16 protein-coding genes are annotated in these 15,700 nt (G+C 39.1%); all 16 read left to right on the top strand.

Annotated elements, in window-relative coordinates:
- The first annotated feature begins 24 nt into the window (after positions 1 to 24).
- Positions 25 to 741 carry an acetolactate decarboxylase gene (locus AAG807_RS10590; RefSeq protein ID WP_341903421.1) on the top strand — a complete coding sequence of 239 codons (717 nt, stop codon included), beginning with the start codon at positions 25 to 27 and terminating at the stop codon, positions 739 to 741.
- Between the two features lie 41 nt (positions 742 to 782).
- A complete protein-coding gene (locus AAG807_RS10585; protein ID WP_341903419.1) occupies positions 783 to 1,403 on the top strand; it encodes a Crp/Fnr family transcriptional regulator in 621 nt (206 codons plus the stop codon).
- Positions 1,404 to 1,620: 217 nt separating this feature from the next.
- A complete protein-coding gene (locus tag AAG807_RS10580; RefSeq protein ID WP_341903417.1) occupies positions 1,621 to 1,899 on the top strand; it encodes a rhodanese-like domain-containing protein in 279 nt (92 codons plus the stop codon).
- A gap of 4 nt (positions 1,900 to 1,903) precedes the next feature.
- Positions 1,904 to 2,224, top strand: a complete 321-nt coding sequence (locus AAG807_RS10575) for a rhodanese-like domain-containing protein (protein WP_341903414.1) — start codon at positions 1,904 to 1,906, stop codon at positions 2,222 to 2,224.
- Positions 2,225 to 2,302: 78 nt separating this feature from the next.
- Positions 2,303 to 2,548 (top strand): hypothetical protein, encoded by a 246-nt coding sequence (locus AAG807_RS10570; RefSeq protein ID WP_341903412.1) that lies wholly within the window; start codon positions 2,303 to 2,305, stop codon positions 2,546 to 2,548.
- Between the two features lie 11 nt (positions 2,549 to 2,559).
- Positions 2,560 to 3,258, top strand: coding sequence for a thioredoxin domain-containing protein (locus AAG807_RS10565; protein WP_341903410.1), 699 nt, complete (start codon positions 2,560 to 2,562; stop codon positions 3,256 to 3,258).
- A gap of 91 nt (positions 3,259 to 3,349) precedes the next feature.
- Positions 3,350 to 3,574, top strand: coding sequence for a DUF2798 domain-containing protein (locus AAG807_RS10560; RefSeq protein ID WP_341903408.1), 225 nt, complete (start codon positions 3,350 to 3,352; stop codon positions 3,572 to 3,574).
- A 22-nt stretch (positions 3,575 to 3,596) separates the two neighbouring features.
- A complete protein-coding gene (locus tag AAG807_RS10555; protein WP_341903406.1) occupies positions 3,597 to 4,166 on the top strand; it encodes a Crp/Fnr family transcriptional regulator in 570 nt (189 codons plus the stop codon).
- A 72-nt stretch (positions 4,167 to 4,238) separates the two neighbouring features.
- The gene (locus AAG807_RS10550; protein ID WP_341903403.1) at positions 4,239 to 5,366 is read left to right on the top strand and encodes a vWA domain-containing protein; all 1,128 of its coding nucleotides are present in this window, start codon (positions 4,239 to 4,241) and stop codon (positions 5,364 to 5,366) included.
- 219 nt (positions 5,367 to 5,585) lie between these two features.
- The gene (locus AAG807_RS10545; RefSeq protein WP_341903401.1) at positions 5,586 to 6,095 is read left to right on the top strand and encodes a YdeI/OmpD-associated family protein; all 510 of its coding nucleotides are present in this window, start codon (positions 5,586 to 5,588) and stop codon (positions 6,093 to 6,095) included.
- A 49-nt stretch (positions 6,096 to 6,144) separates the two neighbouring features.
- Positions 6,145 to 7,284, top strand: coding sequence for a cysteine desulfurase family protein (locus AAG807_RS10540; protein WP_341903399.1), 1,140 nt, complete (start codon positions 6,145 to 6,147; stop codon positions 7,282 to 7,284).
- Positions 7,285 to 7,373: 89 nt separating this feature from the next.
- Positions 7,374 to 8,660 (top strand): serine hydrolase, encoded by a 1,287-nt coding sequence (locus AAG807_RS10535; protein ID WP_341903396.1) that lies wholly within the window; start codon positions 7,374 to 7,376, stop codon positions 8,658 to 8,660.
- Between the two features lie 55 nt (positions 8,661 to 8,715).
- Positions 8,716 to 9,825 carry a glycosyltransferase family 4 protein gene (locus AAG807_RS10530; protein WP_341903395.1) on the top strand — a complete coding sequence of 370 codons (1,110 nt, stop codon included), beginning with the start codon at positions 8,716 to 8,718 and terminating at the stop codon, positions 9,823 to 9,825.
- Positions 9,826 to 9,915: 90 nt separating this feature from the next.
- Positions 9,916 to 10,359: a hypothetical protein gene (locus tag AAG807_RS10525; RefSeq protein WP_341903392.1), complete on the top strand. Its 444-nt coding sequence runs from the start codon at positions 9,916 to 9,918 to the stop codon at positions 10,357 to 10,359.
- 226 nt (positions 10,360 to 10,585) lie between these two features.
- On the top strand, positions 10,586 to 13,555 hold the full coding sequence (locus tag AAG807_RS10520) for a TonB-dependent receptor (RefSeq protein WP_341903389.1): 2,970 nt from the start codon (positions 10,586 to 10,588) through the stop codon (positions 13,553 to 13,555).
- A gap of 292 nt (positions 13,556 to 13,847) precedes the next feature.
- Entirely contained in the window at positions 13,848 to 15,473 is a 1,626-nt protein-coding gene (locus tag AAG807_RS10515; protein WP_341903387.1) for a T9SS type A sorting domain-containing protein, read from the top strand.
- Positions 15,474 to 15,700: the final 227 nt, after the last annotated feature.

Genomic DNA, 15,700 nt, shown 5'->3' with positions numbered 1-15,700 from the left:
AACTCATTTTAGATCTGAATCAGGATGCCCTTCAAAGCTTTATTCATCGGATTAGTCGGTTTGCTTTTGAGCTCTTATCATTCCTTTTGCCAACAGTCCAATTCCAGTATTCAAATTGTAGGTGCAATGAAAAATGTCATGTGGAAGGGACAACTTTACGGAACACTAGACCTGGATACGATTTCGAACAAACACCATTTATTTGGACTTGGCCCGGTAGAATTTTTGACGGGAGAACTGTTGATCATCGATGGTAAAGCCTATAAATCGAGCGTTCTTACTGACAGCACCATGCAGGTTGAAGAAACGTTTCAAGCCAAAGCTCCGTTTTTTGGATATGCCAACATCAACAGCTGGTCAGAGCAAGATTTACCTGATCATATCCGAACCATTTCTCAATTAGAATCATTTCTGGAAAAAATTACCAAAAAATCCAATCGTCCCTTTTTCTTTCAATTGAAAGGAAGAATTGAAAAGGCTCAAATTCATGTTGTAAATCTTCCCAAAGGTTCAACGGTCAGTTCTCCGGAAGAAGCCCACCAAGGACAAACGAACTATTTCCTGACCAATGAAGAAGTTGATATTTTAGGCTTTTTCTCTACAGAGCATAAAGCTATTTTCACGCACCACGATACGTATTTACACATGCACCTGATTACTTCTGACAAACAAAAAATGGGGCATCTGGATGATTTCTTATTCCGAGAAGGAACTTTCAAACTTTACCTTCCCACTCCATAAAAGTAGTATTTAATCTCTTTGAGAAATAGTAACTTTACTTCATGGAATTAAATACGCTATCCGAATTCAAATCTTCTAAAGGACTCAGGGAAAAACTTGCCGATATTGGTTTTGCCAAAACATTTGATGAGGGGGAAACCATCCTCAATGAAAATGCCTATATCAAAGCAATTCCGATTGTCACGAAAGGAAGTATTAAAGTGATGCGAACAGATGAAGACGGGAGGGAAATCTTGCTTTATTACATCAAACCCGGTGAAAGCTGTATCATGTCTTTTTTAGGTGGAATTCATCAAGATACGAGTAAAGTCAAAGCAATTGCAGAAGAAGATACCGAAATTCTTTTTATCCCAATTGACAAAGTTGGTTTGCTAATTAAAGACTATCCGGAGTGGCTCGACTTTATATTCCGCCTCTATCACAAACGTTTTGAAGAACTATTGGAAATAGTAAATGCCGTTGCTTTTAAAAAAATGGATGAACGACTTTTGAACCTCCTTCAAAAAAAATCCGAATTAACCGGTAATCAGACGCTTTCCGTTACACACGAACAACTGGCTAACGAACTTGGAACAGCTCGCGTGGTTGTTTCCCGACTTTTAAAACACATGGAAGATGAAGGCTTAGTGCAGTTAGGTCGAAACAAAGTTTTGCTTCTCTAACAGAATAGTAGGTTTACTCTTTTTTCGTCTTGCTTTTCCACCTATCATCCGGATGATTCTTCTGATCCGTTCGGTTACTTTTTCTTGTTGCCGAGCTTTTCAATTTAAAATACCTTCAATTAGTAATTGAAAAAAAAAATTCGTCGTGTAACTTAAGTCACTGTAGATCCCAAAAGAAGGATGCAACTTTGTCCTATCGAACACAAATCAGACAAAAATGAACGTAGAACAAATCATCAAAGAAGGACAAGGTACAATCGTAGATGTAAGAACCATTGCAGAATTTAGAGGTGGGAATGCAGCCAATTCAATCAATATTCCTTTACAAGAACTGGAACAACGACTGGAGGAAGTGAAGAATTTAAAACAACCTTTGATTCTCTGCTGTGCTTCCGGAGGAAGAAGTGGTCAGGCGACCCAATTTTTATCCCATAAGGGAATCGAATGTTACAACGGTGGCTCTTGGTTAGATGTCAATTATTTTCAAACACGTTAAAGACATGATGAACTCAATCAAACAATTATTGGGCTTTGGTCCAAAAATAAATTATGCAGAGTTAGTGAAAAATGGAGCTATTATTTTAGACGTTCGTTCTAAAGGAGAATATGCTGCCGGACATATCAATGGCTCTCTGAACATCAGTTTGGATTCTCTGGGAGCTAATTTGAGTCGGCTTAAAGACAAAAACAAGCCCATTATTACTTGTTGTGCCAGTGGAATGCGAAGCGCTTCTGCAAAAAACATTCTAAAATCAAATGGGTACACACAAGTTCACAATGGCGGTGGTTGGTACGGTTTACAAAACAAAATCCGCCAATAACTCAAAAAGTGGATTAAACCAAGCTCGATTTTATCTGACGGGATCGAGCATGGTTTAATTCACGTACATTTCAACTATATGAAAGAACGCATCTTAAAAAATTGGACACTTACAAGAGCTTTATTTCTTGTTATGGGAACTATCATTATTGTTCAATCCATCCTTAGCCAACAATGGTTCGGGGTTTTGTTTGGCAGTTACTTTGCCTCCATGGGCTTATTTTCATTCGGTTGTGCAGCTGGAAATTGCTACGGTGGAAGTTGCGCAGTAGATTCTGAAAAAGCCTCTGAGAACGCGAACAAAAATATCAACTTCAAAAATTAATTGAAAACACAATGAAAAAACTTCTTTCAATAGCCTTATTGACCCTTGTCTTAATCAGTTGTTCCAATGGACAAACAGCAAGCTCACTTTCTGCACCCAAATTTTCAGCAAAACTGAAGGAACTTCCCGATGCTCCGATTCTGGATGTAAGAACACCAGAAGAATTTTCAAATGGTCATCTTGAATATGCGCTAAATTACGATTGGAACGGAGCTGAATTTGAGCAACAAATCGGATCTCTGGACAAATCAAAACCTGTATTTGTTTATTGTTTAAGCGGTGGACGAAGTTCTCAGGCAGCTAGTAATATGAGAGCGGAAGGTTTCAAAGAAGTTTATGAACTGGAAGGTGGACTCATGCAGTGGCGAAGTCAAAATCTTCCCGAAACGACCAGTAATGAAGTACTCCCAAAAGGAATGAGCAAACAAGATTTCGAAGCACTTACAAACTCGGACGAATTGGTTCTGATTGATTTTTATGCCGATTGGTGTGTCCCTTGCAAAAAAATGGAACCTTATTTGAATGAAATTGCGAATGATCTGAAAAGTACAGTTACAGTTATCCGAATCAATGTGGATGAAAATCAGGAACTTTGCAAAGAACTTGGAATAAGTTCCATTCCGGTATTGCAAGTTTACAAAAACAAAAAAATCACTTGGACAACTACCGGGTTTATTGAAAAAGAAGAAGTATTACAGCATTTGAAGTAATTACAGTACTTTTTATTTATTGACATACATCAAAGATTAAGATGAATGATTGCAACATCTTTGCAACATAATTCATCTTAAAAACAAAACAATGAAAAAAAGCTATTTCAAATACATCAACACCCTATTTGTAGTGGTTCCTATGACTTTAATCATGGCATTCGTAGGATTAATGCGAAACTATGGTTTAGGAGAAGGTTGGTTCCTGAAATTCTTAAAAGCTTGGAGTGTCATGTTGCCAATTGCCTATGCTGCTGCATTTATTATTATTCCAAATGCGCGGAAATTAGCCGAAAAGGTGACTTCAAAACCTTAATTTTGAAGAAATAATGGGTTGAATGAAGGAACAATTAGCTGATTATATTCAAAACAAAATCACCGTTAGTGCGGAAGAATTGGAAATTGTTCTTTCTTATTTCAAGCAGTTAAAGCTCAAGAAAAACGAGCTACTCCTTCTTCAAGGACAAATCAGTCAGCAAACTTTTTTTGTTTGTACCGGCTGCTTGAGAATCTATTTCAATACGGAATCCGGACAAGAAGCAACACGTTATTTTGCATTTGAAAATCAATTTGCTACTGCCTTGGTAAGCTTTATCACGAGCGAAGCATCTGAAGAATTCATTCAGGCAGTTGAAACAAGTGAAATTCTTTACATTTCCCATAGCGATTTCCATTTTTTACTTGAAACAATTCCTGCCTGGGAGAAATTTTATCGGCTGTATTTAGAAAAAGCATATGTCAACAACACCAATCGGCTCATGTCATTTCTAACACAAGATGCTGCCGAAAAGTATAAACAATTACTAGCAGAAAACCCCGACATCGTGAAGCGGTTACCTAATAAATTGGTCGCCTCTTATCTAAATATTTCGCAAGAAACACTGAGTCGATTAAAATCAAAAATTTAATTTTTCACATGCTTTCATTTCATCTTGCTGAACTTATTCCGACATCGATTGTAATGATAAAAAACAGCAACGATGAAAACAACACTCTTAAGCTTAATCATTTGCATCAGTTCTTTTTCTTTTGCTCAACCGGTTCATCCGAGTGATGAATCCCGTAAAATCCAAATCGCTATCCTGTTCGATACTTCGGGAAGTATGGATGGTTTGATCGAACAAGCCAAATCCACTATTTGGAAGATTGTGAATATCGCCTCCAAAATGTCGGATAAAGGAAAAGCTCCTCAGTTGGAAATAGCACTTTACGATTATGGAAATGATGAGATCAAAACTCCCAATTGGATCCGCAAACGAACCGATTTGATAGCCGATCTGGATTCCATTTCCGGACAACTTTTCTCACTGAAAACCAATGGAGGAACTGAATACTGTGCAGCGGTGATCGAATCTTCCATCAATGATTTGAAGTGGTCTACCAAACCAACCGATTTACGTCTGGTGTACATTGCCGGAAACGAACCCTTCAACCAAGGACCAATCGACTACAAGAAAATCTTGAAAATTGCGGCTACAAAAGATATCATAGTGAATACCATCTATTGCGGACCTTATGATCAGGGAGTGAAAGAATTTTGGTACGACGGAGCTCAACAAACACAAGGTTCTTACTTCAACATTGAATCCAACAATGCAATCAAACACATTGATACACCTTACGACAAAGAAATTATCTCCACAAACGACTCTTTGAACAAAACGTATGTGGGTTATGGAAGAGATGGCATTTACCGTGCAAGTAAACAAGCAACTGAAGATCAGAATGCGAGTTCAAAGGGATATGCGGTTATGAGTGAAAGAGCTGAGGCGAAATCCAAATCAAACTACAAAAATGGAAGCTGGGATCTGGTAGACGGAATCGAACAAGGAAATGTAAAGCTAGATAGTATTCGGGTGGAGGATTTACCTGCTGAATTGAAAGGAAAAACAAAAGAAGAACAGACAAAATACATCGAGAATAAAAAAATGGAGCGAACCAAGTATCAAAACAAGATCGGGGAGCTTTCCAAGAAACGAGAAGAATACATCGCTGAAGAAATGAAGAAAATCAATGAATCGGATGCGAAAAAAGATCTTGGATCAGCAATCATTGAATCCTTAGTTGCTACCGCACAAAAAACAGGATTCATGGTTATGGTTGAATAAGAAGAAAGTCCCCTGAGATAACATCGGGGGATTTTTATTTCCCACTGACGAGCACTGAGGTACACGGAGGTTGAACTTCTTATATGGTTTAATCGAAAAACGCTAGAAAGCTAAATGCTATAAATGCTTCCGTGTTCATCCGTGTTCCTCTGTGGGAAAAATTAAGAATCGACATGAATTGCAACTGATTCCTTATCTTTATCTTTCCAAGAATACCCCATGATTGAATTTGAAACGGATATCAAAGCACTGGATTATTTAAACTACTGGTTTGTCGAAATCACCCCCGATATTTTGGCTCAACTCCCTGGTAGAAAAGAAAAAGGAGATTTCAACCAGCGACTGCTGATCACATTGGATCAGAAAGTTCAGTGGCAGGCAGGAATTTTAGCTTTGGGTGAAGGAAGTGGCTTGATTACAGTGCAAAAGGACCGATTGAAAAAGATTGGAAAGACTTTGGGCGATGTGGTAATTGTTCAGTTACAAAAAGACGATTCTGAATTCGGAGTTCCTGTTCCGGAAGAAATAAAGGAATATTGGATTCAGGTTCCGGAGTCAAAGGACCGGTTTGATGCACTCACACCTGGAATGAAAAGATATATCCTCAATCACATATCGACAGCCAAATCGACAGAAAAAAGATTGGAACGTACCCATTTCCTGATGTCCAACCTCCTTTTAGCTCCCCAAGGAAAAGAAACATTTCGATTTCTTCTCGGAAAAGATTAACGCATTCATTTCCCTTGAATCTATTAAATTTGCAATAAAAATAAAGTCGATGCGAGTATATTTAGACAATGCTGCAACCACGCCTCTTGCGAAAGAAGTTGCCGAAGCTATGATTCCTGTTTTACAAAATGAATTTGGAAATCCTTCTTCTACGCATTTCTATGGTAGACAAACCAAAGCATTGATTGAAACTTCCCGACGTTCCATTGCCAAACAACTGCACTGTTCCCCAAATGAATTGATCTTCACTTCAGGTGGAACGGAAGCTGACAATATCGCACTGAATACGGCTGTGTATCAATTAGGTGTTAAGCGCATTATTTCGACGACAATTGAGCATCATGCAGTTTGTCACACGATAGAGCACTTAGCCGAAAGAGAGCACATCGAAGCCGTTTGGTTAAAAGTTGATTCTAAAGGAAACATCGATCTGAATGAGTTGGAAACTTATTTGAAAGATGAAAAACCGACCTTGGTTTCCTTAATGCATGCAAACAATGAAATTGGAACCTTGACTCCAATCGGAAAAGTGAGTGCATTATGCAAAAAATACAACGCCTACTTTCATACGGATACGGTTCAAACCATGGGGCATTATGCCTTTGATCTGGAACAATTGGGAATCGACTTTATTACCTGCGCAGCTCATAAATTTCACGGACCGAAAGGAATTGGATTTTTGTATGCCAATAAACGCATCAAAACGGATATCCTGATTCATGGTGGCGCGCAGGAAAGAGGTTTACGCGGAGGAACGGAAAACGTTTACGGGATTGTCGGTTTGGCAAAAGCAGTCGAATTGGCTTACAGTCATCTGGAAGAGCATCAGGCACATGTTCAGGGATTAAAATCATACATGATCGAGCGTTTGAAAGAAACACTTCCCGACGTTAGTTTCCACGGCGAAATTGACCCCGAAAAAAGCTTGTACACCGTGTTGAATGTGTGTTTACCAGCAACAGAAAAATCAGGAATGCTTTTATTCACATTGGATTTACAAGGAGTTGCCTGTTCAGGAGGTTCTGCTTGCTCATCAGGCGCTTCGAAAGGCTCCCATGTATTGGAAGGTATTCAGGCTGATCATTCAAGACCAAACGCACGCTTCTCATTTTCAAGATATACCACCAAAGAAGAAATCGATTTTGCCATTAAACAATTGGAAGCGATTTATGAAAAAGTGCTGGTTTAAACCAAATTGAAAAAGTGTTATCTTACATGAAAAATTTTGATCCTGATCCGCGGCGGCGGATTGGATTTCATTTTGAATTTTGAATTGTTATGAAACAGTTACTACTCCTACTAACTTTTACACTTGGTTTTTCAAGCCTACAGGCTCAAACATACTTCCCTCCTCTTACGGGAACAACTTGGTCCACAACCGATCCTGCAACTTTGGGATGGTGCCAAGATTCCATCAACAAACTATACGATTGGCTCGAAGACGGTGATTCAGATGCATTTCTTCTTTTGAAAGATGGAAAAATCGTTTTGGAAAAATACTTCGGAACATTTACTGTAGACAGTTTTCACGTGTGGAACTCGGCAGGCAAAACACTAACAGCTTATGCCGTTGGTATTGCACAAAACGAAGGTTTTCTGGATATTGATGACGCCACAAGCGATTATCTTGGAACCGGTTGGACTAGTTTGACTTTGTCGCAAGAGAGCGCTATTACCATCAAGCATCAATTAACCATGACAACCGGTTTAGATGACGGGGTTCCTGATTTCTACTGCACAGATCCGGCTTGCTTGATCTACAAAGCAGCTCCCGGAACCCGCTGGGCTTACCACAACGGACCTTATACCCTTCTCGACTCAGTTATTGAATCAGCAACAGGAATGAACCTGAATGTTTGGGTGAATCAAAAAATAGGAACCAAAATTGGGTTGACCGGTTTGTATGTTCAATCGGGATACAACAACGTATACGTATCAAAACCAAGAGGAATGGCACGTTTTGGATTATTGCTTTCCCAGGATGGATATTGGAATGGAACTCCTGTGCTTCCCGACCTGACTTACCTCAATGAAATGCGAAACAGCAGCCAATCAATCAATAATTCTTATGGCTACCTGACCTGGTTGAATGGGAAGGCTTCCTATATGATTCCTCAATCCCAATTCGTATTCACCGGAAGTTTAATGCCCAATGCACCAAACGATGTCTATGCTGCGGAAGGAAAAAACGGACAAATCATCAATGTTTCACCGTCTGACGGGCTGGTATTGGTTCGAATGGGAGGTAGTTTGGGCAACAGCTTGATCGCAACCCAATACAACGATACCATCTGGCAATACATCAATCGCTTGAATTGTGTTGCCGGTGTGAATGACCAATCTCTTGAAACCATTCAAATTTCACCAAATCCAACAAATGAGATCATTTTCATTTCTAATTTACAAGGAGATGAACTTTTTGAACTGAAAAACCAACAAGGTCAACCCGTTCCATTTCAACAAATTGGAAATCAGATTTCATTAAAAGACCTTCAATCCGGCGTTTATTTCCTCACAATCTGTAAAGAAAACAATACAAAAACTTTGATGGTCATGCGCAATTAGTGAAAAAATCCACTAAATTTAGCCTATGTCCCACACGAAAAGACATATTCTTATCATGAGTTCATGGTTTCCGACACGCGTTGATCCGTATGCCGGAAATTTTGTTGAGCGTTTTGCGAATTTGCTCTCAGACACCTATGAAGTTACGGTTCTCCACACAATGGGAGACAAAAACTGCAGCTCCATTGAGGTTGATGACCAGCAGCTTGATAATTTACGTGTTATTCGCATCTATCATCACATTTCAAAAAACAGGTTTGTTCATTGGTGGCTCCAACGTAAAGCATTGGGGAAAGGATTACTAATGCTGGATCACATCGATCTGATTTTTGCTCATGTATTCCTTCCAAGAGCAATGCAATTTGCACGTGTCCAGCGTTATTTCCATGTCCCGCTAATTGTCATGGAGCATGGATCATACTACCGGAAAAAACTCCGCAAAAGTTTTATTTCACTTCATCAACAGGTAATCAAACGCGGAAGCAGGCATACCAGTGAAATTGTAGCCGTTTCGAATGTGCTTCGAACAGATATGAAGCCACTCTTCCCCACCACAAAAATCCAGGTGATTCCAAACTTTGTGGATGAAGACATCTTCTCCTTGAGAAATACAAATCCAACGCAACGAAACAAGTTCATCCATATTTCAACATTGGACAAGAACACCAAGAACCCAAGTTTTCTTTTTGACGGCTTTTTAAATGCCTATTTGGAATCCGGGAAAAAAATCAGTTTGACCGTTGTTTCAGATCAAAATACGGATGAATGGGAACGCTGGGCAAAACTGAATAGTTGCAGTGATGCAATTACATTTACAGGTCCTTGCGAATGGCAAGAGATCAGCAGACTTATAAAAGAGCATGATGCACTTATCCTGACATCGGAATATGAAACTTTCAGTATAGTCATTGCAGAAGCCTGGTTAACCGGCACACCTATTATTTCAACCGCTGTTGGCATCGCTGCAAATATGACCGATTCACTTGGAATTAAGATCGAGCACAATAATATTGCAGAATTGAAGCACGCCATTTTGGATATGATGAATGGAAAATTTCAATTTGATCCGGATTTCCTGCGTTCTTTCGGGATGCAATTTTCGAAAGAGAGTGTCAAAAACCAACTCATCGAATTATTCAACAAGCACTTTATTATCTATGAATAATTAAAGACACTTCGACTACGCTCAGTGTCCTTTAATTAAAAGGAGTAGATCAAAGTTGACTGAGCGTAGTCGAAGGCAACTTCTTTCAGCATGAACAAAAAAGCATTCTTTCAACACCTCTCAAATTCGCTTTCTGAAAAGATTGCTCGATTGCAATTGGATATTGCAGACCTACAGAAAGACATTGCAGAGGACAGCAAGAGTTCGGCGGGAGACAAGTTTGAAACTTCACGTGAAATGGCTCAGCAGGAACTTGGAAAATTGAGTACTCAGTTGAACGAACAACAACGGATTAAAAGCCTGATAGAGAACCAACCCCTGGATAAACCGGTTCAAGCCCAATTGGGAACTCTAATAGAAACAAACAAAGGATTGTTTTTACTCGGTATTCCAATCGGAACAAGTTCATTTGAAGGAAAGAATATTGTTGGAATCGGTTTGGGTGCTCCCCTCGGGCAGTTAATGCTTCATAAAAAGAAAGCAGATCATATTTCATTCAATAACCAAGACTTCATCATTGAAGAAATTTATTGACATCTAAACAATTATGCACTTCTGCTTTCCACTATCAAAAGCGATCCGTTTACCTCAAGACAATGCTTTTTCTTCTTATTTTTGAGTCCTAACAAAATCCTTTTAGTCAATATTAATTTAATGTTAATTGACTTAATAATTTGTTTACACAAGCCTCACAATCCAATAATTTTACACTTAATTTAGAATAACCTTATAGCAGTTCCTTTGTAGCAAAATTAAAGCTATGAAGTTATTTCTTTCCGTTGTTTCATTATTGATTGTTGGTTTTGCCTTCTCACAAGACAAAAACACCGGAGTAATTCAAGGAAAAGTAATCGATTCTGAAACGGGAGAAGGTCTTCCTTCTGCTCAGGTGGAATTGGTTGAACAAAGTAAAAAAGTACTATCTGACATTGAGGGTATTTACAACTTTAGCAAATTGGAAAAAGGAGCCTATACAGTTCGTATAGTATATCCGGGATTTCCAACTCAAGTTGTAAATGACGTTAAGGTAAAGGACGGTGAGGTTACAACTATCGATGTTATTATGGCTCCGGCAGTTGGAGACTCACTGATAGAAGTTGTCGTAGAAGCGAAAAGAATCACAGACACCGATCAGGGAGTTGCATTGAAACAAAAAAATGCAATTAGCGTTGGCGATGTGGTATCAAGCCAAACCATTCAAAGATCAACAGCAAGTAATACGAGTGACGTATTGAAAATGGTGAGTGGAGCTAGTATCCAAGACAACAAATTTGCAATTATCCGCGGATTGAATGACCGTTACAACGCAGCATTTTTAAATGGATCTCCCCTTCCAAGTTCGGAAAGTGACCGGAAAGCATTCTCCTTTGATATGTTTCCTGCTAGTATGCTGGAAAACCTGACAATCACCAAATCAGCTACTCCGGATCAACCCGCAGAATTTGCCGGTGGATTGATTCAAATCAACACGAAAAGTATTCCGGAAAAGAACTTCTTCTCTTTTCAAGTTGGAACAGGAATCAATACGATTACGACATTCAAGGATCGTACTTCTTATAAAGGAGGGAAAATGGATTGGTTAGGAATCGACGATGGATCTAGAAAAATCCCTTCAGCGGTTGCTCCTTTCGGTGAATATCCATTGAATATTCACGATCAGGCAAAAGTGGCTCAACAAGTGTCAACCAATTGGGCAACAACTGAAAGTAAATTCCTTCCAAACTTGAGTCTTCAGGCTTCAGGCGGTTTCAATAAAAAATTCGGCAAACGTGAATTCGGAATGATTGCTGCTTTGACATACAGCAGAAGTTTCAGTTACAACGAAACAGTTCGCAACAGTTATTTGAACAGTACAGATCCGACATCGAGTCAAACTACTCAGATGGAAAATGATTACCTGGATAAAAACAATGTAACGAACTTATTAGCCGGAGCATTGGCTAATTTCGCTTTCAAGATCAACGACCTGAACACCATTACTTTCAAGAATATTTACAGTATCAACTCTTCAGACAAACTGATCAACAGAACAGGAGCTACAAATGCTTCGGAAAATAATCCGATTATTATCCGTTCAAACGCACGTTGGTTCACTTCAGACCGTGTTTATTCAGGACAGTTAGAAGGTCAGCACGGATTAAGAGCAAAAGGATTCAAATTGAATTGGTTGGCTGGTTACAGCAATGTAAACCGCACTATACCAAACTTGAGTCGTTCAGTATATACGCGCAACAAAGACTTCATCGATCCATCAAATCCAGATCCGAGAGATACCATGTACACGGCAAACATATCCTCATCTAGTGTAGGTCCTGCTTATGGTGGTGGAATGTTCTTCTCTGAAAACAAGGAAAGTTCAGTTAACAGCCGTTTGGATTTCTCTTATGCAACTGACCTATTCGGAAAATTCAAAAGTGAATTTAAAATAGGACTTTACAATCAGATTCGTACCCGTAAATTTGCTGCACGCCAATTAGGTTTCACAAAATATGGTGTAAGCGGTGGAAACATTGAATTTGACCAAAACCTATTGTATCTTCCTGAAGACCAAATCTTCTCTTCTGAAAATATGGGATTGCTTGAACCGGCAGCAAACGGAAATCCAGGAAAAGGTGGATTCAAACTAACTGACGGAACAAAACCTTCTGACCAATATAACGCTCAATCTGTCTTGAATGCAGCTTATATTCAATTGGATAATCGTTTTGGTAAAAGATTCCGTTTCATTTACGGTGCACGTTTAGAATACTTCCAACAAGAACTAAATGCATTGAAAGACGATCTTTCCGAATTAAAAATCAGCACCAAAAAATTAGACGTTCTTCCTTCCATCAATGCAATCTTTGAAGCCAACAGACGCTCGAATATTCGCTTGAGTTACTCTCAAACATTGAACAGACCGGAATACCGTGAACTTGCTCCATTTGCATTCTACGACTTCACAACCAACTTCGTAGTTTCAGGAAACGATACACTGAAACGTGCTTTGATTCACAACTTGGATTTGAGATATGAAACATTCCCTGGAAGAGGTCAATTGTTTTCAGCTACAATCTTCTACAAAAACTTCATCAATCCGATCGAGCAAAAATCCCGTCCGGATGTGGTGGGTGAAATTTCCTTCCAAAATGTACCTTCAGCAACAAACTATGGTTTAGAACTTGAAGCAAGATCATTGATTTCAACGATCTTCGGTTTGGACACTTCTTCCTTGTTTGATGATCTAACGGTATATTCCAATTTATCAATCATCCGTTCTCAAGTAGATGTTTCCAGTGTCGTAGGAAGTGTGGCAGATTCAAGACCACTTCAAGGACAATCTCCTTATGTATTCAATGCTGGAATTCGCTACGACAATGCTCGTAATCAATGGGGGGTATCCTTGAACATCAACCGCGTAGGTCAACGAATCTACATTGTAGGGAATGTAAACGAACCGGATCTATGGGAACAAGCAAGAACATTCCTTGATCTACAGATCACAAAATCCTTTATGAAAGGACGTGCTCAATTCAAATTAAATATCCAAAACATCCTGGCACAGAATCAGATTTTCTACCAAAACAGCTCAACAGCCAGATCGGAAGTTAAAGGGATGAATGGATTCTTTAATACCGTTTTCGTTGGAGATAAAAACAACAATCAAGGTTTTGATAAAGAAATTGATCAGCAAGTATGGAAAACAAACTTCGGAAGAACATTTAGTGCTTCATTGAGTTTCAGACTGTAATTTCATAACGATGCCTGAGAGGCCACCCGTGATGCGGGTGGCTTTTCTTTTTCTACCAAATCCGAGCCAGTTCAATGGTTCAAAAAGTTCCTGAACACTTTTAACTTTTAGACCTTTGAACAGATACTTTCAACGGAGATGAAGCAGCTTTACTAAATCGATTGAGCTAATATTAAATTAATGCTACGCGAGTTAAGATGAACTTAACATTTATTTACTTGAAACGTAACTTAAAGTAAAGGATAGAACAAGGTTAACGAGGCAATTTTGTACCAAGAAAAAAAATAGAAAAATGAAAAAAATTTACTTAAGTGCATTGTTCGCAGGGTTAGGAACCTTGGCAGCATTTGGACAAGACTTTTACGAAACAACTTACCGTGGAGCTTTTGCTCCTGCTCCAACAGCAATGTGGACAGAAGGATGGGCAAACTGGGACCCGCAAAACACAAACTACGGTACTCCAAACCAAACGATCTCAACTAACATTACAGCAAACACAACTTGGACTGCTGGAAATGTTTACTTGTTACAAGGTCAGATCTATGTAAAAAACAACGCTACCTTGACTATCGAACCAGGTACAATCATCATGGGTGATAAAGCGGTTCTAGGATCAGGTTTGTTTATTACTAAAGGTGCTAAATTAATGGCTCAAGGTACTGTAAATGCTCCAATCGTATTTACTTCTAACCAAGCTGTTGGATCTCGCTCTGCAGGTGACTGGGGAGGAATCATCCTATTAGGAAAAGGTGTTAACAACCAAGCAAATGGTGTTGCAAACATCGAAGGTCTTGCTCCAACAACTGATACTGAATTTGGTGGTGGAATGACTTCTGATAACGCTGATAACTCAGGTAAGTTAACATATGTACGTATTGAATTCCCTGGATACGCTTATCAAACAGATAAAGAAATCAACGGTTTGACATTAGGTTCTGTAGGTTCTGGAACTGAAATTAATTTCGTACAGGTTTCTTTCTCTAATGATGACGCTTTTGAGTGGTTCGGTGGAGCAGTAAATGCAAAACACTTGGTTTCTTACAGAAATTTAGATGACGATTTCGATACAGATTTCGGATACTCAGGAAATGTTCAATTCGGTTTGATCGTTCGTGACCCAAATATCGCTGATAACCCTGCAGTTTCAACTTCAGAAGGTTTTGAATCAGATAATGATGCTACAGGATCAGCAAACACTCCTCAAACAAATCCTACTTTCACAAACGTAACTGCAATCGGACCATACAGAGGAAACACAGCAAACACAATCGCTAATGGTTACCGTCGTGGAGCTCGTATTCGTAAAAACTCTGCAATTGACATCCGTAACTCAATTTTCATGGATTTCCAAAGAGGAATTTTCCTTGATGGAACTGCATGTGAAGCAAATGCTACAGGTGGTTTGATCATTTACAAAAACAATATCGTTGCTGGTAATGCAGTTGGTAAAGTAACTGAAAGAGCAGCTACAAGTACCTATAACGTTCAAGCATGGTTTGCAGCAGGAATGAATGATTCAATTGCTTCTACAGCTGGAATCTTAACTACACCTTACAACTATTTAGCTCCTGATTACCGTCCTGCAGCAAGTTCTCCACTTTTAACCGGTGCAGATTTCACAGGAATGAGCGTAGGACTTGGAATCAAAGAAGTTTCAGCTATTGCTGGTGTTTCTTTATATCCTAACCCAACAAGCGGTATTACTTCATTATTCGTTGATGTTGCACAAAACAGCACAATCGAAGTAGTAGTAATGAATGCAAACGGACAAGTGATGCAAACGGTAGCTACTAAGTATGCTGAAGTTGGAACACACGAATTCACAATCAACGCTACAGATTTCGCACAAGGATTGTATTACGCAGTTGTTAGAACTGGTGATGCAGTTAAGACTGTTAAATTGAGCGTCGTAAAATAAGAGAAAGCATAGCTTTCGATAATAACAAGCGTTAGCGCGGAATAATTAGTGCTAAGCTTAAAAGAAAGTATCTCTGTTAGTTTAGTTTTATAGCAAGTTAAAGGGTCCGCTGCGGTGGACCCTTTTTCGTTATCCACAAATTCAAAGCTGCCTTCTACTCCGCTAAGTCAACTTTTGGTCCTTCAGCCTAGATGAAGGACACTGAGCGAAGTCGAAGTGTGAAATCT

This window comes from Fluviicola taffensis DSM 16823, assembly GCF_943372375.1.
GTDB lineage: Bacteria > Bacteroidota > Bacteroidia > Flavobacteriales_D > Crocinitomicaceae > Fluviicola > Fluviicola taffensis_A.
This window is presented reverse-complemented; position numbering and strand designations above follow the sequence as displayed.